Origin of the sequence: Streptomyces sp. NPDC018026 (genome assembly GCF_044327745.1) — a bacterium.
Lineage (GTDB): Bacteria > Actinomycetota > Actinomycetes > Streptomycetales > Streptomycetaceae > Streptomyces > Streptomyces rubrogriseus.
Genome location: NZ_JBIRFY010000002.1, coordinates 191221 through 212074, shown reverse-complemented (window position 1 = coordinate 212074; position 20854 = coordinate 191221). Strand labels below are relative to the sequence as shown.

Sequence of the window (20854 nt, the reverse complement as noted above, 5' to 3'; positions counted from 1 at the left end):
CCGTGGGGTGGTCAGTTGGCCCAGGGCAGGGGCGCGGCGTCGGTGCCCCAGTACAGGGACTTCTGCCGCTGGTAGGCGCGGATCAGGTCGCGGCCCTTCTCGGTGCCGAGCCCGGAGTCCTTCATCCCTCCGAAGGGGGTGGAGACGGAGAACTGCTTGTAGGTGTTGATCCAGACGGTTCCGGCCTCGATGCGCCGCCCGAGCCGCCAGGCGGCGCGTGCGTCGCGGGTCCAGATGCCGCAGGCGAGCCCGTAGACGGAGTCGTTGGCCAGGTCGACCAGTTGGTCCTCGTCGTCGTAGGGCAGGGCGATGAGGACCGGGCCGAAGATCTCCTCCCGGCAGGCGCGGGCGGAGTGCGGCAGGGAGTCGATGACGGTCGGCAGGTAGTAGGCGCCCCGCGCGTAGCGCTCCCCCTCCGGCGCGGCTCCGCCGCACAGCACCCGGCCGCCCTCCTCGCGGGCGCGGTCGACGGCCGCGGCGACGGCGTCGCGGTGCGCGTGGTGCACGAGCGGCGCGACCTGGGTGTCGGGGGAGGTGCCCGGTCCGACGCGCAGTTTCCGTACCCGTTCGACCAGTTCACCGACGAAGGCGTCGTACCGCGAGGCGTGCACGAACAGGCGCGATCCGGCGATGCAGGACTGGCCGCTGGAGGAGAAGATCCCGTACATGACGCCCGCGAGAGCCTGTTCGGTGTCGGCGTCCTCGCGCACGATCGTCGGGGACTTGCCGCCCAGTTCGAGCGAGGCGGGGACCAGCTTGTCGGCGGCGGCGCGGGCGATGGCGCGTCCGGTGGCGGTGCCGCCGGTGAAGCCGATCCGGCCGACCAGCGGGTGCCGGACGATCGCGTCGCCGACGACGCGGCCCTTGCCCGGCAGTACGGCCAGCAGCGCGGTCGGCAGCTTCTCCTCGGCCAGGATCCGGTGGACGAGGCGCCCGAAGGCGAGGGAGACCAGCGGGGTCCACTCGGCGGGCTTGAGCAGCACGGCGTTGCCGCCGCCCAGGGCGGGCGCGACCTTCTGCGCGTCGGAGGCGATGGGCGAGTTCCAGGGGTTGACCGCGCCGACGACGCCGATCGCCTCGTAGGTGCTCATGGTGAGGTACGGGCCGCGCGGGGGCGTGAGGGCGTCCTCGGCGGTCTCCAGGGCGGCGGCCGTGTAGCGGAAGGTGCCGGCGGCGCTCAGTGCGAGCGCGCGGGTCTCGGCGAGGGTCTTGCCGGTGTCGGCGGTCTGGAGCGCGGCCAGGTCGTCGGCGTGTTCCTCGATCAGGTCGCCGATCCGGTACAGGACGCGGGCCCGCCGGTGGGGCGGCAGGTCGCGCCACTCGGGGGCGGCGGCGGCCGCGGCGGCGGCGTGCGCGGCCTCGTCCACGTCGTCCGGTGAGGCGGCGTGGACGGTGGCGAGGACGGTGCCGTCGGCCGGGTCGACGGTGTGGATCGGCAGGCCGCCGCCCGGTCGCCACTGGCCCGCGATGAGGATCTCGTCGGCCGGGATGCGCGGCATGGGGACCTCCGGTGGGGAACGTGTCTAAGCGCTAGAAATCTAAGGGCTTAAATAATTTCCCCGCAAGGGCCCGCGGTCGAGAATTTTTTGCGACGTCAGGAGTAAGGCTTGCCTAACATCGGCGGGCTACCGGTAGAACTTAAGCACTGAGACATTCAGCGCCTACATAAGTGGGGCGTCGCCGCACCTCTCCAACCCTCATCTCGCCGCCGGCCCGCGGCCGTCCCGTGGTGCCGTGCGGCCCGAACCCTCCCGTGCGCTCTCGCGCACTCCCCGACGTACGGGACACGGACACCGGAGACCCATCCATGACGATCGACGCAGCCCGTGACACCCCGGGCCGACCGGGCGACGACGAGAGCGAGAGCGACTCCGCCGCCCTCGCGGCCGCCATCGGCGCCCGCTTCGAACGCCTGCCGCTGTGCCGCTGGCAGGTGATGGTCCGGCTGGTCGTCGGCGCCGTCACGTTCTTCGAGGCGTTCGACCAGCTCCTGATCGCGTACGCGCTGCCCGAACTGCGCGACGAGTGGCACCTCGGCACGGCACAGGTCACCGCCCTGATGACCGTCGGCTCGATCGGCATGCTGGTCGGCGCCCTGGTCTCGGGCCGGCTCGCCGACCGGATCGGCCGCGTGAAGGTCATCGCCGCCTGTATCGCGCTGTCCGGCGTCTGCAACCTGGCCCTGACCCTGTGCACCTCCCCCGAGCCGTTCATGGCGCTCCGCTTCGTCCAGGGCATGGCCATCGGCGGCGAGGTGCCGATCGCGGCCACCTTCATCGCGGAGATCACCCGCGCCCACCAGCGGGGCCGCTTCGTCCTCCTGTACGAGCTGGTCTTCCCGGCCGGTCTGACCGCGGGCGCGCTGCTGGCCGCCTGGCTGGTGCCGCTGCTCGGCTGGCGCTGGATGTTCGGCCTGGCGGCCGTCCCCGGCCTGCTGTGCTTCGCCCTCGCCCGCTGGGTCCCGGAGTCGCCGCGCTGGCTCGCCGACCACGGCAGGCACGACGAGGCACTGGCGACGATGGCGTCGATCGAGCGGAAGGTCGAGAGGGCCACCGGAGCCCCGCTGCCGGACCCCGCACCGGCCCGCCCCGCCTCTCCGCCGCCGGACGGCGGCGGAACCGGCGGCCTGCGCGAACTGCTGACCGGCCGGTACGGCAGGCGCACCCTCGTCATCGGCTCCCTGTGGTTCACGGGCTACTTCGCGAACTACGGCATCACGTCCTGGCTGCCGACCATCTACAAGGACCACTTCGGCCTCGACCTGTCCACGGCGCTGCTCTACTCCACGGTGACGAGCTGCGCGGGCCTGGCCGGCTGCCTGCTGGTGGCCCTCACCGTCGACCGGGTCGGCCGCCGCGACACGGTGATCCGGTGCATGGCGGCGGCCGCCCTGTGCCTGCTCCTGCTGGGCCTGACCGGGGGCGACTCGGCCGGCGGCGTCCTGGCCTGGACGTCCCTGGCCGCGGTCTTCCTCTTCGGCTCCAACATCTGCCTCTACCTGTACACACCGGAGCTGTTCCCGACCCGGATCAGGGCGCTGGGCTCCAGTGTGGGCGGCGCGATGAACCGCCTGGGCGTCATCCTCGGCCCGATCGTCGTGGGCGCCATCTACGCCGGGGGCGCGATCGGCACGGTCTTCGTGACCCTGGCGGTCGTCGCCGTCGCGGGCTCCCTGTCGGCGGCGGCCTGGGCGGAGGAGACCAGCGGCCGCGCCCTGGAGGACGTGGCGCCGTAGGGCCGGTGCGGCACGGGCCCCGGTCCGGCACGGGCCCCGGTGCGGGCCCCGGTGCGGCACCGGCTCCGGACCCGGCCGGCCACGGGTCCGGTGCTAGCCGGTGTGCGTGCGGGCGAGCGCGGTCGCGAGCCGCCCGACCAGTCGCCGTGCGGCCTCCGGCGCGACGACCTCGATGTGCTCGCCGAACTGCAGCAGCTGCCGTACGCCGTCGACCCGGTCGTACGCCACGGTGATCCCGACCCGCCCGTCGTCCCCCCGGTCACTCACCGCCCTGAGCCTGGCGCCCAGGATCCGGCGGGCGATGTCGAGGCTGGCCGCGTCCACACGCGCCGTGACCATCACATGCTCCCCGCGCTCCAACGCCTCGCCCAACTCCCGTGCCGTACCGGCGAGATCGGCACCGGCACGCAGCCGGCGCGCGTCGTCGAGCACGGCCCAGCGCAGCAGCCGGGAGAGCGCGAACATGCGGGGACGCCCGTCCCGGTCGGCCACGAGATACCAGCGGCCGCCCCGCTGGACCAGCCCGTAGGGGTCGACCACGAGTTCCCGCGCGGCGGCGTCCCCGCTCCTGCGGTAGACGATCCGCAGCCGCCTCGCCGTACGCACGTCCCGTACCAGCCCCGCGACGTCGGGCAGGGGCGCGGCGTCCTCGAACCAGGGCCGGTTGTCGATCGCGATCACGTCCGTCAGCGCGAGCGGCAGGTCGTCCCGGACGGGCGGCGGCCGCCTGCGCGAGGCGAGCTTGCGCAGCGCCGACCGGGCGGCCGCCTCACCGCCGAGCTGACGGGCCCGGTCGAGGTCGAGCCCGACGGCCCGCAGCAGGTCCGCCTCGCCGGTCGTCAGCTTCGACAGGTCGGCCTGGTCACCGGGGAGCAGACTGATGCCGCCGTACTTGCCCCGCTCGGTGAAGACGGGAATCCCGGCGTCGACCAGCGCCCGCACATCCCGCAGGACGGTCCGCGTCGACACCCCCAGCTCCTCGGCCAGCGCGTCGGCGGTGGTCCGCGGGCGCGCCTGCAGGGCCGCGAGAAGCTCGATCAACCGCTGCGGCCGGCTCACCGGACACCTCCCCGCTCCGAACAGGACAACTCCTGTCATGTTCTCAGGCGAGGCTGACACCGAGGGCCGGAACCGACCGGCCCGCCCGGAAGGAGCCGATCCCCATGTCCGCACCCAACCTCTTCCTCGTCTACGTCACCGACGTCGAGCGCGCGACCGCCTTCTACTCCGACCTCTTCGGCATCGAGCCCGTGGTCACCACGCCGCGCTACGTTCCGTTCGAGGTCGCCCCGGGAGTGCTGTTCGCCCTCTGGAGCGGCCGCGCGGACCAGGTCGCGCCCGAGACCCCGCGCACCTCGGAGGTCGGCCTCATGGTGCCGGGCTCCTCCGCGGCCATCGACACGCTCCACACCGAGTGGGTCGCCAAGGGCGTCACCGTGGTGGAGGAACCCCACGACGAGGTCTTCGGCCGCACCTTCGTGGTGACGGACCCGGACGGCAACCTGATCCGGGTCTCACCCGTCGACTAGGCCCTGCCTCCTCGATCCGGCGAGCCCGGGTTGCCGCGGGTCCGCCTTCCAGGACACCCCGTACCGGACCCCCGACGGGCTGGTCTCCTGGCTCGACATCGTCAGCGCGCCCCGGGGCCACCGGTTCACCCAGACGCCGCCGGGCCGCCACCGGACCACCGGCTGGGACGACTACGCGCTCCACCCGGACGTACGGGAGTACCAGCTCGACACCCCCGGCGGCTGGACCCGGCTGGACGGCGGCGGAGACGTCGAGGTCGAGGGCCGTCTGATCGGCGGCTGTATCGAGACGCTCTGCAACCTCACCGGATCCGGGTGCCTGGACACGTCCGCCTTCGCCCGGACCGCGGCCCCGGAGGGACTCCTGGTGTACGTGGAGGCCTGCGGCGACGACGCCCTGACCATCTGCCGCAACCTGCACGGCATGCGGCTGGCCGGCTTCTTCGACGCCGCGAACGCGGTACTGGTCGGCCGGACCTCGGCCCCCGGTGTCCCCTCGCTCTCCCAGCACCAGGCCGTGCTGGACGCGCTCGGCCCGCTGCGGGTGCCGATCGTCGCCGACGTGGAGTGCGGCCACGTGCCGCCCTACCTGCCGATCGTCAACGGCGCGCACGGCCGCCTGACCCACACGTCGACGCGGAGCGAACTCACCCAGACGCTGGCCTGATGCCGTCCAGGAGGTACCTGGTGCGGCGGTCGTAGTCCTCCCGGGCGGGCCGCTCGCCGTGCTTGAGGGCGAGCGCGTTGTCGAGGACGAGGGCGTGGAGGTCGCCCGCCGTGAACTCCGGCCGCAGCGCACCGCGGGCCCGCGCCGCCGCGACGATCTCCTCGTTGGCCCCGCTTCCGACCCGGCAGATCTCCATGAGCTGCTCCGAGTTCGGATACGTCTGCAACAGGACGTCGTTGAAGGCGGGCTGGCGGTACTGGAGGTCGCGGATCGCGGTGAGGTAGTACGCGATCCGCTCGCCGCCGTCGTCGACGGTCCGCGTGCGGTCGATGAGGGCGAACAGCTCGCGGGCGACGACCTCCTCGATGACGGCCTCGATGAGCCCGACCCGCCCGCCGAACCGGTTGAAGATCGTGGCCTTGCTCACCCCCGCCGCCTTGGCGACCTCCTCCAGCGGCACGGTCAGGCCCCGCCCCTGGAAGGCGCCGATCGCGGCGGCGCGGATCTGCTCGGAATTGCGCCGCGCGTCGGCGCGCAGCCGGGGTTCCGAAGACACCGCACCGGTCATGGCCCTCACCGTCCCTTCCTGTCCTCACCATCACAACTTGACTCGTCGAGTCAGCTTACCTACGGTCGTCGACAGAAGAGAAAGTGACCCATGTGGTCAACTTATGCGGGAAGGCCAAGACCATGATCGTTGTCACCGGCGCCACCGGTGGGCTGGGCGGCGCCACCGTCGAGCACCTCCTCAGGCGCGTACCCGCCGACGAGATCGGCGTCAGCGTCCGCGACACCGGCAGGGCGCGGCACCTCGCCGACCGCGGCGTGCGCGTGCGGCAGGGCTCCTACGAGGACCCGGCCGCGCTGCGCGACTCCTTCGCCGGGGCCGACCAGGTCCTTCTGGTCTCCGGCAACGACCCGGCCGCCGACCTCGTCGGCCTGCACCGCAATGCCGTCGAAGCCGCGGTCGCGGCCGGCGTCCGGCGGGTCGTCTACACGAGCCAGCAGGGCGCCGTCCCCGGCAACCCGTACCGGCCGTCGGACCTCCACATCGCCACCGAGGCGATCCTCGGCGACTCCGAAGTCGCCTGGACCGCACTGCGCAACGGCGCCTACGGCCCGCTCGACCAGGTCCTCGGCCCGTGGCAGCGGACCGGCGTGATCGCCAAGCCGCAGGACGGTCCCGTCCCGTACACCGACCGTGACGACATCGCCGAGGCCACCGCGGCCGTCCTCGCCGGTGACCGCCGGCTCGACGGCCCGGTGAACCTCACCGCGCCGACCGCCGTCACCTTCGACGACCTCGCCAGGACCGCCTCCGACCTCACCGGTCGCACCGTCGAGCGCGTGGTCCTGGACGACGACCAGTGGATCGCCGACCAGATCGCGACCGGCGTACCGGAGCAGACGGCCCGGCTGATGCTCACCTACTACCAGGCGGCCCGCGCCGGCTACTTCGCCGAGCCCGGCCCCCTGCTGGCCGAACTCCTCGGCCGCGAGCCCCGCACCGTCACGGACCGGCTCGCGGCCCGTCCGGCCGCCTGACCGCCGATCCACCCGGCCCTGCATGCCCCTGGCGGCCGTGCGGTGCGCGCCGCACTTCCGGCACCCGCTGCGGCGCCCGCCCGGCGGCCGTACCGTCGAACCCGAACGGCTACCGAGGAGGGCTTCCGATGCGCAGAGTGGTCTATTCGATGAACGTGTCCCTGGACGGCTACATCGTCGACGCGAGCGGTGACATCGACTGGAGCGACCCGGACGAGGCGGTCTTCCGGTACTGGACGGACGAGATCCGCGAGACCGGCGTCCACCTGCTGGGGCGGCGGCTGTACGAGACGATGCTGTACTGGGAGACCGCCGAGCAGGACGAGTCGCTCGGCGCCGCGGAGCTGGAGTGGGCCGCGCTGTGGAAGGCGCTGCCAAAGGTGGTGTTCTCCAGGACGCTGACGGCGGTGCGGGGCACCAACACCCGGCTGGCGTCCGGCACCCTGGCGGAGGAGATCGAGCACTGGCGGGCGGAACCCGGCGCGGGCGACATCTCCATCGGCGGCGCGACCCTCGCCGCCGAGGCCGCCGACGCCGACCTGATCGACGAGTACCGGACCATGGTCCACCCGGTGCTGGTCGGCGGCGGCACCCCGTTCTTCCCGCCCCACGGACGCAGGGTGAACCTCGAACTCGCCGAGTCCCGCGCCTTCGGCCGGAACGTCATCCTCCTCCGCCACCACGTGACCCGCTGACCCACCCCGTCAAGCCACACCCAGTTCGCACCACACGTACTTGCCCCGGTTCCCCTCCCGTGCGAGCGGCTGCCACCCCCACACGTCCGCACACGCCCGGACCAGCGCCAGCCCTCGCCCGTCCTCCCGGTCGGCCGCCCGGTCGAAGGGCTGCGGCGGCTGGGGCGGCGAGGGATCCGCGTCCCAGGCGCCCAGCCGAAGCACTCCGCCCCCGGACCAGCGGACCCGCAGCGCGGCCGGCCCCTTGGTGTGCCGCACGGCGTTGGACACCAGCTCCGTCGCGAGCAGTTCGGCGAGATCGACCATCCGGATCAGCCCGTGCATCGTCAGGATCAGCCGGAGGGTCCGACGACAGACGGTCACGGCTCTAAGGTCGTTCGGGATGTAGAGGGAGTACTCCCACGTATCGTTTTCAGGCATGCCGGTTCCCTTCGGGGACGGGGCGGATGGACGCAGCGCCGGTGTCTATGCCGCGCTGCCATGACAGGGCAAAGCGGTGCACTTCCGACGTCGATCAGTTGCACTGGGTGCGTCTTTCATCACCGACAGTAGGGCATATATTTATGACACAGCAAGGAGGTCACGTAACATTGCCTCGAACGGGCTGCTTGCGAGCGGCCGTTGAACACGGAGGAGACGAGACGTGCCGCCCAGACGTACGCCCACGGCACGCCAGGAACGTCTTGGGATCGAACTGCGCAAGATGCGGGAAGCCGCAGGCCTCAAGGCGACTGAGGCAGCGAGCCTCCTCGGCGTGAACTCCGTTCAGATCAGTCAGATCGAATCCGGCATCGCAGGTGTGAGCGAGGAGCGCCTGCGGCGCCTTGCCGCGCACTACGCCTGTGCGGACGAGGACCTGATCGCAGCACTGGTGACGATGGCCACCGGTCGAACTCACGGATGGTGGGAGGAGTACCGGGGAACACTTCCCCACCCCTTCCTGGACCTTTCGGAGTTGGAGCATCACGCGTCTCTTCGATGGGACGTGGACTTTCTGCACGTGCCGGGGCTTTTGCAGACGGCGGAGTACGCTCGCGCCCTGTTCTCCTACGTCAACCCTCAGTTCTCAGGCGAAGAGATCCAGCGCTGGGTGGATCACCGCATGAAGCGCAGGGTCATTTTCGAGCACCCGCAGCCGATCCCGTACGAAGCCGTCATCCATGAAGCGGCCTTGCGCATCAAGGTGGTCGACGAGGCTGGAATGAGCACTCAGCTCGCCCACATCCTGGGCCTCTCCGAATCCGACCACGTGACCGTACGCGTCATCCCCTTCGCCGTGAACGGCTTCGCGGGCGCGGGTAGCGCGATGGTGTACGCGGGCGGACCCGTCCCCCAACTGGACACAGTCGTCCGCGACACACCGCATGGCACTGTCTTTGTTGACGCAGCCGCTCAACTGAGCCACTTCCGCACGTTGTTCCGCAGGGTGGAAGAAGTAGCCTTCGAGCCAAAACCTTCCCGTGAGTTCATTCACCGGCTGGCAAAGGAGCTGTGACCCGATGACGCGCGGCGCATGGAAGAAGTCGTCCTACTCCGGCGGCGGTGAAGGCAACGCCTGCGTGGAGGTCGCCCTCGACCACCCCCACATAGCCGTCCGCGACTCCAAGGCCCCCGCCCGGGCCGTGCTCACCTTTCCCGCCCCCGCGTTCACCGCCTTCCTCACCGCCCTCCGAAACCCACCCGGGGCGAAGAAGTAGTCAGTCCAGGGATGCCAACGCATCCGTGATGAGCGAACGTGCTGCCGCTCCCCTCACAGCCTCCTGCGACAGCCGGTCAAAGGCACGGGCGTACAGCTTGACCTGGCCAGGCTGCGTAAGAGTGGCAGTGACACCAGGGTGTCCGCGTGCACCCTGGTGTCATCGAAAATCGTGAAGGTGGGCATGGGCCAGACGGTTCGTTGGGCGGAGAGCGGGATGAGTGCCACGGCCACGTTCTGGTGATCCATGACCCGGAGCAGGTGTCCGAGTTGCGCTGCCATGGTCGCTGCACTGCACAACCGGTACCGCAGCACTGACTCCTCCAGCACGAACGAGAACCGGTGTGCGCCGTTGCCCAGCACCTGGTTGCGCCTCATACGGGCCGCGACGGCATCGCCCACGTCGTCCGGGGTCCCCCGGAAGCCCGCGATCGACGACAGAAGGGCGGTGGCGTATCCGGACGTCTGGAGGAATCCGGGGATCACGTCGGAGACGTAGGTCCTGAACATCTTCGTTTGCCGGTACAGATCCCCGGTCGACTCCTGCAACTGTCGAAGGCCGCTTCGTTGCAGTCGCCTCCACTGCACATGAGCGTCTGCGGACTGTCTGTTGGCGGCGATGAGGTCGGCCGTCTGATCATCGGCGGCGCAGGCCCGGCACCACGCTTTGATGTCCGCGTCGGAGGGAGGAGTCCTGGCATTCTCGATGCGGGAGGACTTCGACTCCGACCAGCCGCATCTGACGGCCAGCTCCCGCCCGCTGATCCCCGCGTCGTGACGGATCTCGCGCAGCCGACCGGCCAACTGTTCGCGGGCCTTCTGAACGCGTGAGGAGGGATGCAGGGGCATGGAGCCGGCTTTCGTCAGATCTCGTACAGGCCGTGCGGGATCGCTCGCTCCCAGACCGCTTCGAAGGCGGCGGAACACAGCTTCACGGCTTCCGGGTCAGCCGTTATCTCATCCTCGACCACCGCCCTGTCACCCGAGAAGTGGTGCACCCGGAGCAGGGTGCCGTCGAAGAGCCAGAAGTCATTGCCCGGCAGAGCGATGCTCGTAGCCCGGCGCCGTGGCAGCCACCGCACTTCCTCACCCGCCGTGACGTTCGCGCGGGTCACGTAGTGCTCCCAACGGATGTAGTCCGACACAGGCTCGGAGACCACACGGGCGCGACGGATCGCCACGCCCCGGGACACGGTGTCCTTGATCAGCTGATCGTAGGGGTGCCACCAGGACGCGCGGTCCTCCCAGTCGATCCGCTCACCGCGCTTCCACGCCTCGAACCGGTCCGTCGGGGCGTAGGAGTCGCGCAGTTCCAGGTGGACGGCGGACCGCTCACACCGGCCGAGCAACTCAGCGAAGCTGGGCACGCTCGACGGCATCGCACGCCTCCCTGATCATCGGGATCATCCGGGCAGGCATCCTGACGATGGCTTCACTGTCGGGCACTGAGCCGTTCGCGGGGCTGCTCGCCTCGCACCCCGTCCGAGTGTCGGTGTCCGGCTTCCAACCCTGCAGCAGGATCTCCTGAGCGTCGGCGTCCGCCCACACCGTGGGGCAGTGGTCCCGGTCCGTGTCGGGGTGAGCCGCCCCCTGCCGGGAGCAGACCGGAAGCGATTCAGCGGTACCGGGAGGTGGCCGCAGCGTTCCCCACGGCGGACCTGCCGCCGCTGGAGACCGCATACTGGCTGCTCAAGCCTCGGTCACTGGTCCAGGGCACGTGGGAGGAGCCGAAAGAGGCGGCGACATGGCTCGGTGAACGGCTGGCCGAGTACGCGCCCCACTTCTCGGCAGACAGGGACCGGGACAGCACCCGCCTTGGCCGACTCGTCGACGGTGCCAGCGGGCAGCTCCACGTGGGCGCCGACGTGTCGTACGGCTTCTACTTGGAACATCCCTCGTACCTGTCCCTCGCCGTGGTGACCTGCTCCCCGAATCGGGCGAACGCCGAACTGCCCTGCCCGACCGGACGCGTTTCCGGCGCGGTCGCCGTCACCCGGTCATGCGGCGGGCGTCGGGCGGGTTGCCGTGGTCAGCCAGGACGTGCTGAGGAGCCGGACCGTGCCGTCGGCCGCCTCGTGCGCGCGCAGATGGTCCGTCAGGATGCCGCGGGCGCGGGTCCGCGCGGCCGGGTCGGCCAGGTCCATGAGGTGGCGGCCGGGGCCCGTGCCCAGGAGGAAGTCCGCCGCGTCCTCGGCGTCCCGCCCCCACGTCCCGTAGGCCTGGACCTGGTTGACGTCGATGTCGGCGAAGCCCGCCGCGGTGAGGACGTCGCCGATGCGGTCCGGGGCGGCCAGGGAGAACATGCCGGGCAGCCCGGGCTGTCCGAAGTCGCCCACCGGCAGGACCTCGCGCAGTGACGCCATCGCCGTGACCCAGCCGTTCAGCGTCGCGTCGGCCGGGCAGACGAACGCCAGCCGCCCGCCGGGCCGCAGCGCCCTGCCGACGTTGCCGAAGGCGGCCACGGGGTCGGCGAAGAACATCACCCCGTAGCGGCTGACCGCCGCGTCGAAGGCACCCGCGTCGAAGGGGTGCACCTGCGCGTCGCCCTGCGCGAAGGAGACGTTCGCGACGCCTTCCCGCTCGGCGCGGCTCCTGGCCTCGGCCAGCATCGGGCCGGACAGGTCGAGACCCAGCGCGTGTCCCCGGGGTGCCCGCAGCGCGGCGCGCCGCGTGGTCTGGCCCGAGCCGCAGCCGAGGTCGAGGACCCGGGCCTCTGCGGTGATGCCGGCCGCGTCGAGGAGGGGCTCGTTGAAGCCCTCGTTCACGGCGTTCCAGCGGTCCTGGTTGCGGGCCCAGTGGGTTCCTTCCGGGCCGTTCCACGCTTGAGCCTGCTCGGTGTTGACGATGTCCGGCACGGGTGCCTCCCGGGTGGACGACGGAGAATGGGCGTGCGCCCAAACAGTATGGGCAAGTGCCCAAACCCCGCAATCCCCGTTACCATCCACGGGGTCGAGCCCAGCCGGGGCGACCGATCCGGGACGAATGAGAGGCCCATGGCACCGCGCGGAGTGGCGACACCGGACGTACGCGAGCGGCTCTTCGCGGCGGCCGAGCGCATCGTGGAGCGGGACGGCCCGGGCGCGCTCACCAGCCGGGCGGTCACCACCGAGGCGGGCTGCGCCAAGGGACTGCTGCACGCGCACTTCGCCGGGTTCGACGGATTCGTGGCCGAGCTGTGCCTGGACCGGTTCGCGAAGACGGCGACGAAGGCGCGGGCCCTGTCCGGGATCGCCGGGCAGGGCACGGTGGAGCGGAACCTGAACACCGTCGCGCTCGCCCTGTTCGACTCCGGCGGCCTCGCCCTGTCCGGCCTCGCCATGACCCGCCCGGCGGCCACGCTGGCCATCCGCGAGGCGCTGGAGCGGGGCGCGCCGGGCTTCACCGCGATCGAGGAGGCCATTGCCGACTACCTGGAGGCCGAGCGGGACCTCGGCCGCGTGGCGCGGACCGTCGACCCGCCCTCGGTGGCCCTCGCCGTCGTCGGCACCGTCCACCATCTCCTGATGACCGGCCGGCCGGGCGCGGCCGATCCGCGCCCGCTGGTGACCCGCCTGATCGCCACGCTGGTGAACGCCCCGGCCTCGTGAGCCGCCGGGAATAACCGGAGGCCGCCTCCTGTTACGTCGCGAAGCGACCCACGCAGGACCGCGAGAGCGATCCACGTGCGACCGCGAGTACGACGACGTGTACGACCACGCCAAGCACAGGAGGCACCCCACCATGCCCGCAGACGCCGCAGCGGAGATCCGGGGCACCGCCCACGGCACCGCTCCCGTCCCCCTCTCCGTACTGGACCTGGTGACCGTCGGGGCCGGTCGGACCGCCACCGACGCGCTGCGGACCAGTGCGGACATCGTGCGGCTCGCCGAGGCCCGCGGCTTCGAGCGCTACTGGGTCGCCGAGCACCACTCCATGCCCGGCGTCGCCTCCTCCTCCCCCGCGGTGATCCTCGCCCACCTGGCGGCCCACACCGACCGCATCCGGCTCGGGTCGGGCGGCGTCATGCTGCCCAACCACGCGCCGCTCGTCATCGCGGAGCAGTTCGGGACGCTGGAGGCGATGGCGCCGGGGCGGGTGGACCTGGGGCTCGGCCGCGCCCCCGGCACGGACGGGGCCACCGCCGCCGCGCTGCGCCGCACCGAACGGCTGAACGAGGGCGCCGACGACTTCCCGCAGCAGCTCGCGGAGCTGATCCGGTTCCTGGACGACGACTTCCCGGACGGGCACCCCTACGCCCGTATCCACGCCGTGCCCGGGCCCGTGCAGGCCACCTCGCCCGGGGGCGTGCAGTCGGCGCACCGGCCGCCGGTGTGGCTGCTCGGCTCCTCCGGGTTCAGCGCGCGGCTGGCCGGCACCCTCGGGCTGCCGTTCGCCTTCGCGCACCACTTCTCGGCGCAGAACACGATCCCCGCCCTCGACCTGTACCGCGAGTCCTTCCGGCCGTCCGCCGTCCTGGACGCCCCGTACGCCCTCATCGGCGTCTCCGCGCTCGCCACCGACGAGGAGCGGGAGGCGCGCAGGCAGGTGCTGGCGGCCGCGCTGAACATGGTCCGGCTGCGCACCGGGCGCCCGGGGCTGGTGCCGACGCCGGAGGAGGCCGAGGCGTACGACTTCAGCCCGATGGAGCAGGAGTTCATCCAGTCCTGGAACGCCAACGTCATCCACGGCACCGCCGACGAGGTGCGGGCCGGCCTCGACGACCTGCAGAAGCGCACCGGCGCCGACGAGCTGATGCTCACCGCCAACGCCCACGGCGGCGACGTACGCCTGCGCTCCTACGAGCTGATCGCCGACGCCTACGGGTTGCCGACGCCGGCCTGAACCCCGGCCGGGCCGCCGGGTTCCGCGTGGCCCAGCAGCGCGGAGATGCGGTCCGGTGCCACCGGCCGGGAGTACAGCCAGCCCTGGCCGGTGTCGCAGCCGATGCGGCGCAGCCGGGTCGCCTGGTCCGAGGTCTCCACGCACTCGGCGGTGACGGTCAGGCCGAGGCGGTGGGCGAGCTGGACCATCGCCTCGACGATGACCTCGTCGGCCGGATTGGCGACCCCGGCCGTGCCGGCGGCCGGGGCGTCGGGCACGGCGTCGGGCACGGCCTCGTACTGGAAGCCCCGGACGAACGCGCCGTCCAGCTTGAGCACCGAGACCGGCAGCCGGCTGAGGTAGGCCAGGTTCGAGTAGCCGGTGCCGAAGTCGTCGATGGCGATGTGGACGCCCATGTCGCTGAGCGCCTTGAGGACCTGGAGCGGGCGCCCCGCCGAGCCCATCACCGCCGACTCGGTCAGCTCCAGCTGGAGGAGGTGGGGCGCCAGGCCCGTCTCCTCCAGGGTGCGGGCCACGTCCGCCACCAGGTCGGAGTCCCAGACCTGGCGGACCGCCACGTTGACGCTGACGAAGATCGGCGGCTCGTCCGGGTGGGCCAGCTGCCAGCGGCGGGCCTGGTGGCAGGCGGTGCGCAGGATCCAGCGGCCGAGGGGAACGATCGAGCCATCCTCCTCCGCCAGTGCGATGAACCGATTCGGCGCCAGTACGCCGAACTGAGGATGATTCCAGCGGATGAGCGCCTCGACGCCCCGCACCCGGCCGTCCTCCATGCCGACCAGCGGCTGGTATTCGAGGGCGAACTCGCCGCGTTCGATGGCGGGGCGGAGCGTGGCGGCCAGCGCCTGGCGGGTCATGCGGTTGGCGTTGCGCTCGGGGTCGAACAGGGTCCAGCGGGCCCGGCCGTCCGCCTTGGCCCAGTACAGGGTGGTGTCGGCGGCCTGCATCAGGGCGGTGGGAGTGGTGCCGGCGGTGTGGCGTTCGACGACGCCGACCGAGGCGGTGACCGACAGGCGCCGGTCGGAGAGTTCGAAGGGCGGCTGGAGGGCCGTGAGGACCGCCCCGGCCAGGTCGGCGAGCTGGTCGGTGCCGGTGGAGTCCTCCACCAGCAGGGCGAACTCGTCGCCGCCCAGCCGGGCCACCAGCGGGGCGCCGGACCGGGCGTGGGCGGCCTCCTCCGCGCACCTGGTGAGCCGTTCGGCCACGGCGGCCAGGAGCCGGTCGCCGACGCGGTGGCCGTGGGTGTCGTTGACGGCCTTGAAGCCGTCCAGGTCCAGGTAGCACACGCCGATCCGGCCGGTGCCGCCGTGCTCGTACGACTCGGCCTCCAACGCGGCGGTCAGGCGTTCGAAGAACAGGGCGCGGTTGGGCAGCCGGGTCACCGGGTCGTGCATCTGGAGGTGGCGCAGCCGGGCCTGGAGTTCGCGCCGGGCACTCACGTCGGCGACGGAGAGCAGCAGGCCGCCCGGGGCGTCCCCGTCCCCGGAGTCCCCGGAGTCCCCGGATTCCCCAGAGCCGCCTGTGCCCCCGGAGCCCTCGGAATCGGCCAGTGGCTCGACCGTCACCTGCGCCCACAGGGAGTGCCCGTCGGCCCGCTTCAGCCGCCTGGTGCAGCGCAGCCGGGACCGGTGGCCGCGCAGCACCTCGCGGTACGCGTGCCAGGTGCCGGCGTCGGAGGCGAGGTCGACGAGGTCGGCCGCCACGGACCCGGCCAGCGCGTCCGGGTCGGTGCCGAGCAGGGTGCCCAGGGTGTCGTTGGCGCTGACGACCAGGCCCTCGGCGTCGACGACGGCCATGGCGAGCGGGGCCGTGGTGAACACCGAGCGGTAGGCCGGGGGCTCCGTACGCACGGCACGAGGAGCCAGACCTTCATCACTGTCCGTAATGGCCGGGCCGAGATCCGCTGCGGGCGCCGGCCCTTCTGAGGTTCCGTTCACCGCTCGCTCCCGCAGTGCCTCGATCTCTGTTCGTGCTCTGTTCGTGCAGGAAAGTGTGCCGATCATAGAGGCTGACACCGGGCCCTTCCAGCCGCCGTTCCGCGTTCGGGACCGAGTACTCCCTCCGGCAGATCGTTTCTGCTCACACCTGGACGGGTCCGTCACCCCTCCGACCAGTTGTGACGTTCCGTGAGTGTCTTCGTGGTGTTGCCCGGGAGAACACCTGCGAAATCCCGGACGGCTCACCCATCCGGTGCACGCGAACAGGGCGTAATGCGACAATCATGCACAAGCTGGGTGCGGTGTCCCGTCAACCGCGTCCGGAGGTTCATGTGCCGCGCCAGCTCCCCCGGACCAGGCTGCGCAGCACCGCCGCGGTGTGCACCACGATGTCGGCGCTCGCCGCGACCTCCCTGATCACCGCGCCCTCGGTCGCCGAGCCCTTCTCCCCGGAGCCCTGCGCGCTGCAGCGCACCGCCGTGCACCACTCCGAGGGCCTGGACACCTGGAACGCCGCCTATCCGCGGCCCGCCCGCGCCCTGGACGCGGTGATGGTGTTCCTGTCCTTCCCCGACTCCCAGCCGCTGACGGCACCGGCCGAACTCGCCGCCGACCACTTCCCCGCCACCGGCGACTTCTTCCGGCGCGCCTCCTACGGCGCCTTCACGCTCCGCCCGCACCCGCTGCGGGACTGGATCCGGATGCCGAGCCCGTCGACGTCGTACGCCATACGGCGCGACTGGAGCCCGGAGCACCGGGCCGCCTACCTGCGCGACGCGCTGACCGCGGCCGACCGGCACGTCGACTTCTCCCGGTACGACGTCGTCTACTTCGTCGCGGACCCGGACGCGCCCGGGGTGGACTCCGACGCCACGAAGGTCGTCAACCTGGAGACCCCGCTGCGGGCGGACGGCACGGACATCCGGCGGGTGGTCACGGTCTTCGAGAACCACCCGCCGGACCGGCTGGTGCTGGCCCACGAGACGGGGCACGTCTTCGACCTGCCGGACCTGTACCACCGCCCGGCGGACGGCGAGGGCGACTGGGACACGCACGTCGGCGACTGGGACCTGATGGGCAGCCAGTTCGGACTCTCCCCGGACCTGTTCGGCTGGCACAAGTGGAAGCTGGGCTGGCTGCGGCCCCGGCAGGTGGCCTGCGTGCGGGGCGGCGAACCGACCCGGCTGACACTGGAGCCGCTGGGCGCGGGCCCCGGGGTGGTGGTGCCCGGCGCCGCGGGCGCGCCGGCCTTCGGCCTCGGGCGGGGCACGAAGCTGGCGGTGGTGCGCACGGGGGCGGGCAGCGCGCTCGCCTTCGAGGTGCGCACACCGGTCGGCAACGACGCGGCGTCCTGCCGCGCGGGGGTGCTGGTGTACCGGGTGCACAGCGGGGCGGAGTCCGGCGGCGGGCCGATCGAGGTGGTCGACGCCCACCCGGACACCGAGGCCTGCTGGGCCGACTCGGTCTACCCCCCGCTCGCCGACGCCCCCGTGTCCCTCGGCGAAAGCTTCACGGTCCCCGGCGACGGCGTACGGGTGGAGGTCGAGGACCGCACGGAATCGGGCACCTGGACCGTACAGATCACCCCCGGGTGACCCACCACCCCGTCATCCCCCCGGCCCACGCAAACTCTTGGGCAAGCCCCCACCCCCGGACCACCGAGCGGGGGGCGTGGGTGGCGAAGCCCCCACAACGCGCGGCGAAGCCGCGCAAAAACAACGATGGCGAGGCCGGTTCGCGCTTTCCGCGAACACGCCTCGCCATCGCCATCGTGCGCCGCCAGGGACTCGAACCCCGGACCCGCTGATTAAGAGTCAGCTGCTCTAACCAACTGAGCTAGCGGCGCCTGCTGACGTCGTAGACCTTAGCATCCTGGTCGGCGGGAGGAAAAATCGAAATCCGCACCGCCGCGCGGGCCGCCCGCACGGCCGCCCAGAGCATGATCTCCGGGCCGGGCAGCCACGGCTGGCGGGTGTCCGGGGCCACCAGCCAGCGGGATCCGGAGCGCGGCGGCGCCTCCGCGGGGGCGGCGGGGCCCGCGGGTGCCGGTACGGTCACCGCGTCCCCGGCGCCGTGGCACAGCAGCGGCGGCACCGCTCCCGTACGGCCGCCCTCCCGGCCGCGGGCGCTCCACTCCTCCCAGTCGAGCAGCGACGGCAGCCGCTGGGCGGTGCCCGGGGCGGCGAACAGCAGCATCCGGCCGCGGAACTCCGCCACCGGGCCCGAGCCCGGGCCGTCGTCCCACAGCCGGTCCAGCATCCGGCGGCCGAAGATCGCGGGAGCGCTCACCACGTCGAAGGCGGAACCGCACGGCAGGACGACCGCAGCCTCGGGCCGCTCCTCCCAGAGTGCGAGCGTGCTGCGCGGGTACGCGCCCGCCGAGGCCAGCCAGGCGGCGCCGTCCGAGGTGACGTCCGAGGCATGGGGCGTGGCGTTGCGTGTGCTGCTCATACCGCAAATATCTACCGGGCGTGAGGGTCCCGCTCCGCTGGGTTGCCAGAAACCGGTACGCGGCGGCCGGGAGGGGAGTATCTTGCCCACCCTTCTGGCATATGCGCTCCGGCCACCCGCCCGCCGCTCTCCCCCTCCTGCGGCTCGGTCCGCTCAGTCGGCCGGCTCGCCGCGCATCAGGTCCCGGCCGAACTCCACCATCTTCTTGGCGTAGTCCTCGGTCCACTCCGCGCGTTCGCCGATGTCCGCGGTCGTCAGCCGGTCGAACCGCCTCGGATCGGCCAGCTGCGCCGCCGCGATCGCCTGGAACTCCATCGCCCGGTCCGCCGCCGCGCGGAACGCGTGGGTCAGCTCGGTGGCCCGTTCGAGCAGGGCCCGGGGGTCGTCGATCGACTCGAGGTCGAAGAAGTGCTCGGGATCGGCGGCCGCCTCCGCCGGCTCGAAGAGCAGGGGCGCGGGGCGTAGCCGCGGTTCGTGCCGACGCGGCGTGGGCTCCGCCATGTCTTCTCCTCCTCGTGCGTGACGACGGCCCGTCCCCGGGTGCGGGGTCACTCCGGTGGAGTGGGCCACCGTCCATTGTCCCGCGCCCGCGCAAGAGGGCGGGGCGTGCCCGGAGCCGCGATCCGGACCCGCCCCGCCCCCTGCGGCCGGGTCAGCCCGCGTACGTCTCGAACTCGGCGATCCGCGGGGTGCCGGAGGCGCCGGTGATCTCGAAGGTGATCTTCTCCAGCGAGACCGGGGAGAAGCCGATCACGCCCGCCCCGCTGCCGGAGGCCAGGACGGCGCCGGTGTCGTGGTTCACCACGCGGTAGGCGCCGACGGTGCCCTCGGATCCCGCCGCCTCACGGATGTTGATCTTGCCGACGGTGGTGGCGGAGGACCACTTCACGGAGATGGAGCCGGTCGGGCCGGCCGGGGACCAGTACGTGCCGAGGTCGCCGTCGCGCACATTGCCGTAGCTGGTGCCGCTCGCCTTGGACGAGCCGTCGGAGCCCGCCCCGATGCTCAGGTTGGTCCCGCTCGGCGGATCGGTCGGGTCCGGGTCGGTCGGATCCGTCGGGTCCGGGTCGGTCGGGTCCGGGTCGGTCGGGTCGGTCGGGTCCGGGCTCTGCGGGGTGCAGCTGCCGTCCGAGACCTTCAGGCCCTTGTTCGCGCCGGCCGTGCCGCTCACGACGGACGGCACGCAGGAGGCGTCGTCGAGGCTGTAGGAGTACGGGATGGACACCGTGGTGTTGGACTGCGGGTCGGGGCCCGCCGGGTTGTTGTCCTCGCCGGGCTCGGACCAGGTCACGTTGTCGAAGATGTTGCCGCTGACCTGCCAGGAGCCGGCCGCGTCGGTGTAGAAGGTGCCGAGGACGTCCTTGGAGTCCTCGAAGTAGTTGTTGTCGACCTTGGCCTTGGCGCCGGCGCGGGAGTTGATCCCCGACTTGTTCAGGCTCACGTAGTGGTTGTTGTACATGTGGGCCGTGCCGCCGCGCAGCAGGGGGGCGCGGGAGTCGATGTTCTCGTACAGGTTGTGGTGGAAGGTGACGTACCCGTTCGAGGTGTCGCTCTCGCTGGACCCGATCAGCCCGCCCCGGCCGGAGTTGCGCAGGACGCTGTAGGACAGGGTGACGTACTGGGTGTTGTCCTTCATGTCGAAGAGGCCGTCGTAGCCCTCCGACTCCCCGCCGGAGGCCTCCAGGGTGGAGTGGTCGACCCAGACGTTGCGGACGTCGCTCTCCATGCCGATGGCGTCGCCGCCGTTGGAGGTGGGCGAGCCGGACTTCTTGACGTTCCGGACGGTCACGTTCTGGATGACGATGTTGCTGGACTCCCGGATGTGAATGCCCAGCTGGTCGAAGACGGCGCCGTTTCCGACTCCGACGATCGTGATGTTGCTGACCTGCTTCAGCTCGATCTTGTCATCCGCGGTGTTGCAGCTGTCGCCCGACACCTTGCTGGTGTTGCCGTGGTTGATGGTGCCCTCGACCTCGATGGTGATCGGGGTGCTGCTGCTGGCCCGGCCGCACAGGGCCTGGTGGATCGCGGTGCCGGTGGTGGCCCGGACGGTCTGTCCGCCCGCGCCGCCGGTCGTGCCGCCGTTCTGGGTCGCGTAGCCGGTGGCGCCGCCGGCCGCTGCCGCCGCCTCGGGCATCGTCAGCACCACACCGGCCGCGGCCGCGAGGGCCAGCGTGCCCAGTGCCGCTTGGAGTCGCAGCGCGACTGGTCGTCTCATCCTCGGTCTCCCCATTCGCCTTCACATGCCGGAACGGAAGCCCTGGCGTGATCATGTCAATCA

General features: G+C 71.8%; 20 protein-coding genes, 1 tRNA gene and 3 pseudogenes. 11 read left to right on the top strand and 13 right to left on the bottom strand.

Annotated elements, in window-relative coordinates; translation table 11 throughout:
- Nucleotides 1-11 precede the first annotated feature (11 nt).
- The gene (locus tag ACH4D3_RS06605) at nt 12-1499 is read right to left on the bottom strand and encodes an aldehyde dehydrogenase family protein (RefSeq protein ID WP_398317135.1); all 1488 of its coding nucleotides are present in this window, start codon (nt 1497-1499) and stop codon (nt 12-14) included.
- 308 nt (nt 1500-1807) lie between these two features.
- Here ACH4D3_RS06605 and ACH4D3_RS06600 point away from each other — a divergent pair, with 308 nt between their 5' ends.
- The gene (locus ACH4D3_RS06600) at nt 1808-3235 is read left to right on the top strand and encodes an MFS transporter (RefSeq protein WP_398317132.1); all 1428 of its coding nucleotides are present in this window, start codon (nt 1808-1810) and stop codon (nt 3233-3235) included.
- Nucleotides 3236-3328: 93 nt separating this feature from the next.
- Here the strand turns inward: ACH4D3_RS06600 and ACH4D3_RS06595 are convergent, their stop codons facing one another.
- Nucleotides 3329-4294, bottom strand: a complete 966-nt coding sequence (locus ACH4D3_RS06595) for a helix-turn-helix transcriptional regulator (protein ID WP_398317129.1) — start codon at nt 4292-4294, stop codon at nt 3329-3331.
- 104 nt (nt 4295-4398) lie between these two features.
- On the opposite strand from ACH4D3_RS06595, the gene ACH4D3_RS06590 reads away from it, so the two are divergent.
- Nucleotides 4399-4764 (top strand): VOC family protein, encoded by a 366-nt coding sequence (locus ACH4D3_RS06590; RefSeq protein WP_398317126.1) that lies wholly within the window; start codon nt 4399-4401, stop codon nt 4762-4764.
- Between the two features lie 46 nt (nt 4765-4810).
- Nucleotides 4811-5431: pseudogene (locus ACH4D3_RS06585) on the top strand (LD-carboxypeptidase); the annotation flags it as partial.
- Here the strand turns inward: ACH4D3_RS06585 and ACH4D3_RS06580 are convergent.
- Nucleotides 5412-5999 carry a TetR/AcrR family transcriptional regulator gene (locus ACH4D3_RS06580; protein WP_398317123.1) on the bottom strand — a complete coding sequence of 196 codons (588 nt, stop codon included), beginning with the start codon at nt 5997-5999 and terminating at the stop codon, nt 5412-5414. The pseudogene ACH4D3_RS06585 and the gene ACH4D3_RS06580 overlap by 20 nt on opposite strands.
- Before the next feature lie 122 nt (nt 6000-6121).
- On the opposite strand from ACH4D3_RS06580, the gene ACH4D3_RS06575 reads away from it, so the two are divergent.
- Together ACH4D3_RS06575 and ACH4D3_RS06570 are read left to right on the top strand one after the other, a co-directional pair.
- Nucleotides 6122-6976, top strand: a complete 855-nt coding sequence (locus ACH4D3_RS06575; RefSeq protein ID WP_398317120.1) for an NAD(P)H-binding protein — start codon at nt 6122-6124, stop codon at nt 6974-6976.
- A gap of 128 nt (nt 6977-7104) precedes the next feature.
- Entirely contained in the window at nt 7105-7671 is a 567-nt protein-coding gene (locus tag ACH4D3_RS06570; protein ID WP_398317117.1) for a dihydrofolate reductase family protein, read from the top strand.
- A 9-nt stretch (nt 7672-7680) separates the two neighbouring features.
- On the opposite strand, the gene ACH4D3_RS06565 is transcribed toward ACH4D3_RS06570, so the two are convergent.
- A complete protein-coding gene (locus tag ACH4D3_RS06565) occupies nt 7681-8091 on the bottom strand; it encodes an ATP-binding protein (protein ID WP_398317114.1) in 411 nt (136 codons plus the stop codon).
- Nucleotides 8092-8314: 223 nt separating this feature from the next.
- Between ACH4D3_RS06565 and ACH4D3_RS06560 the strand changes: the two genes are divergently transcribed.
- Both ACH4D3_RS06560 and ACH4D3_RS06555 read left to right on the top strand, forming a co-directional pair.
- Complete coding sequence (locus ACH4D3_RS06560) at nt 8315-9166, top strand: helix-turn-helix domain-containing protein (RefSeq protein ID WP_398317111.1); 852 nt, start codon at nt 8315-8317, stop codon at nt 9164-9166.
- A gap of 4 nt (nt 9167-9170) precedes the next feature.
- Nucleotides 9171-9368, top strand: coding sequence for a DUF397 domain-containing protein (locus ACH4D3_RS06555; protein WP_398317108.1), 198 nt, complete (start codon nt 9171-9173; stop codon nt 9366-9368).
- Here the strand turns inward: ACH4D3_RS06555 and ACH4D3_RS06550 are convergent.
- The 3 genes and pseudogenes from ACH4D3_RS06550 to ACH4D3_RS06540 form a co-directional block, all read right to left on the bottom strand.
- Nucleotides 9369-10216: pseudogene (locus tag ACH4D3_RS06550) on the bottom strand (helix-turn-helix domain-containing protein).
- Between the two features lie 14 nt (nt 10217-10230).
- The gene (locus ACH4D3_RS06545) at nt 10231-10746 is read right to left on the bottom strand and encodes a DUF6879 family protein (RefSeq protein ID WP_398317105.1); all 516 of its coding nucleotides are present in this window, start codon (nt 10744-10746) and stop codon (nt 10231-10233) included.
- Nucleotides 10718-10915 (bottom strand): hypothetical protein, encoded by a 198-nt coding sequence (locus ACH4D3_RS06540; protein WP_398317102.1) that lies wholly within the window; start codon nt 10913-10915, stop codon nt 10718-10720. The genes ACH4D3_RS06545 and ACH4D3_RS06540 overlap by 29 nt, the downstream gene beginning before the upstream one ends.
- Here ACH4D3_RS06540 and ACH4D3_RS06535 point away from each other — a divergent pair.
- Nucleotides 10900-11328, top strand: a pseudogene (locus ACH4D3_RS06535) (hypothetical protein); the annotation flags it as partial. The gene ACH4D3_RS06540 and the pseudogene ACH4D3_RS06535 overlap by 16 nt on opposite strands.
- Nucleotides 11329-11364: 36 nt before the next feature.
- On the opposite strand, the gene ACH4D3_RS06530 reads toward ACH4D3_RS06535, so the two are convergent.
- A complete protein-coding gene (locus tag ACH4D3_RS06530) occupies nt 11365-12222 on the bottom strand; it encodes a class I SAM-dependent methyltransferase (RefSeq protein WP_398317099.1) in 858 nt (285 codons plus the stop codon).
- 138 nt (nt 12223-12360) lie between these two features.
- On the opposite strand from ACH4D3_RS06530, the gene ACH4D3_RS06525 reads away from it, so the two are divergent.
- Nucleotides 12361-12954, top strand: a complete 594-nt coding sequence (locus tag ACH4D3_RS06525; protein WP_398317096.1) for a TetR/AcrR family transcriptional regulator — start codon at nt 12361-12363, stop codon at nt 12952-12954.
- Nucleotides 12955-13087: 133 nt separating this feature from the next.
- Nucleotides 13088-14188: an LLM class flavin-dependent oxidoreductase gene (locus ACH4D3_RS06520; RefSeq protein ID WP_398317093.1), complete on the top strand. Its 1101-nt coding sequence runs from the start codon at nt 13088-13090 to the stop codon at nt 14186-14188.
- On the opposite strand, the gene ACH4D3_RS06515 is transcribed toward ACH4D3_RS06520, so the two are convergent.
- Entirely contained in the window at nt 14164-16122 is a 1959-nt protein-coding gene (locus ACH4D3_RS06515) for a putative bifunctional diguanylate cyclase/phosphodiesterase (protein ID WP_398317090.1), read from the bottom strand. The genes ACH4D3_RS06520 and ACH4D3_RS06515 overlap by 25 nt on opposite strands.
- Nucleotides 16123-16454: 332 nt before the next feature.
- Here ACH4D3_RS06515 and ACH4D3_RS06510 point away from each other — a divergent pair, with 332 nt between their 5' ends.
- Nucleotides 16455-17717: a M6 family metalloprotease domain-containing protein gene (locus ACH4D3_RS06510; RefSeq protein ID WP_398317087.1), complete on the top strand. Its 1263-nt coding sequence runs from the start codon at nt 16455-16457 to the stop codon at nt 17715-17717.
- A 177-nt stretch (nt 17718-17894) separates the two neighbouring features.
- Here ACH4D3_RS06510 and ACH4D3_RS06505 read toward each other — a convergent pair.
- The 4 genes from ACH4D3_RS06505 to ACH4D3_RS06490 form a co-directional block, all read right to left on the bottom strand.
- Nucleotides 17895-17968 (bottom strand) — tRNA-Lys (locus tag ACH4D3_RS06505).
- Nucleotides 17959-18573 carry a bifunctional DNA primase/polymerase gene (locus ACH4D3_RS06500; RefSeq protein ID WP_398317084.1) on the bottom strand — a complete coding sequence of 205 codons (615 nt, stop codon included), beginning with the start codon at nt 18571-18573 and terminating at the stop codon, nt 17959-17961. The genes ACH4D3_RS06505 and ACH4D3_RS06500 overlap by 10 nt, the downstream gene beginning before the upstream one ends.
- 153 nt (nt 18574-18726) lie before the next feature.
- Nucleotides 18727-19074, bottom strand: a complete 348-nt coding sequence (locus tag ACH4D3_RS06495) for a hypothetical protein (protein WP_398317081.1) — start codon at nt 19072-19074, stop codon at nt 18727-18729.
- Nucleotides 19075-19225: 151 nt separating this feature from the next.
- Nucleotides 19226-20791 (bottom strand): polysaccharide lyase family 1 protein, encoded by a 1566-nt coding sequence (locus ACH4D3_RS06490; protein ID WP_398317078.1) that lies wholly within the window; start codon nt 20789-20791, stop codon nt 19226-19228.
- Between the last annotated feature and the right edge of the window lie 63 nt (nt 20792-20854).

Coding starts and splice junctions, on each gene's coding strand:
- ACH4D3_RS06605 (WP_398317135.1), bottom strand. CDS start 1,499: ATGCCGCGCATCCCGGCCGACGAGATCCTCATCGCGGGCCAGTGGCGA.
- ACH4D3_RS06600 (WP_398317132.1), top strand. CDS start 1,808: ATGACGATCGACGCAGCCCGTGACACCCCGGGCCGACCGGGCGACGAC.
- ACH4D3_RS06590 (WP_398317126.1), top strand. CDS start 4,399: ATGTCCGCACCCAACCTCTTCCTCGTCTACGTCACCGACGTCGAGCGC.
- ACH4D3_RS06580 (WP_398317123.1), bottom strand. CDS start 5,999: ATGACCGGTGCGGTGTCTTCGGAACCCCGGCTGCGCGCCGACGCGCGG.
- ACH4D3_RS06575 (WP_398317120.1), top strand. CDS start 6,122: ATGATCGTTGTCACCGGCGCCACCGGTGGGCTGGGCGGCGCCACCGTC.
- ACH4D3_RS06570 (WP_398317117.1), top strand. CDS start 7,105: ATGCGCAGAGTGGTCTATTCGATGAACGTGTCCCTGGACGGCTACATC.
- ACH4D3_RS06565 (WP_398317114.1), bottom strand. CDS start 8,091: ATGCCTGAAAACGATACGTGGGAGTACTCCCTCTACATCCCGAACGAC.
- ACH4D3_RS06555 (WP_398317108.1), top strand. CDS start 9,171: ATGACGCGCGGCGCATGGAAGAAGTCGTCCTACTCCGGCGGCGGTGAA.
- ACH4D3_RS06545 (WP_398317105.1), bottom strand. CDS start 10,746: ATGCCGTCGAGCGTGCCCAGCTTCGCTGAGTTGCTCGGCCGGTGTGAG.
- ACH4D3_RS06525 (WP_398317096.1), top strand. CDS start 12,361: ATGGCACCGCGCGGAGTGGCGACACCGGACGTACGCGAGCGGCTCTTC.
- ACH4D3_RS06520 (WP_398317093.1), top strand. CDS start 13,088: ATGCCCGCAGACGCCGCAGCGGAGATCCGGGGCACCGCCCACGGCACC.
- ACH4D3_RS06500 (WP_398317084.1), bottom strand. CDS start 18,573: ATGAGCAGCACACGCAACGCCACGCCCCATGCCTCGGACGTCACCTCG.
- ACH4D3_RS06495 (WP_398317081.1), bottom strand. CDS start 19,074: ATGGCGGAGCCCACGCCGCGTCGGCACGAACCGCGGCTACGCCCCGCG.
- ACH4D3_RS06490 (WP_398317078.1), bottom strand. CDS start 20,791: ATGAGACGACCAGTCGCGCTGCGACTCCAAGCGGCACTGGGCACGCTG.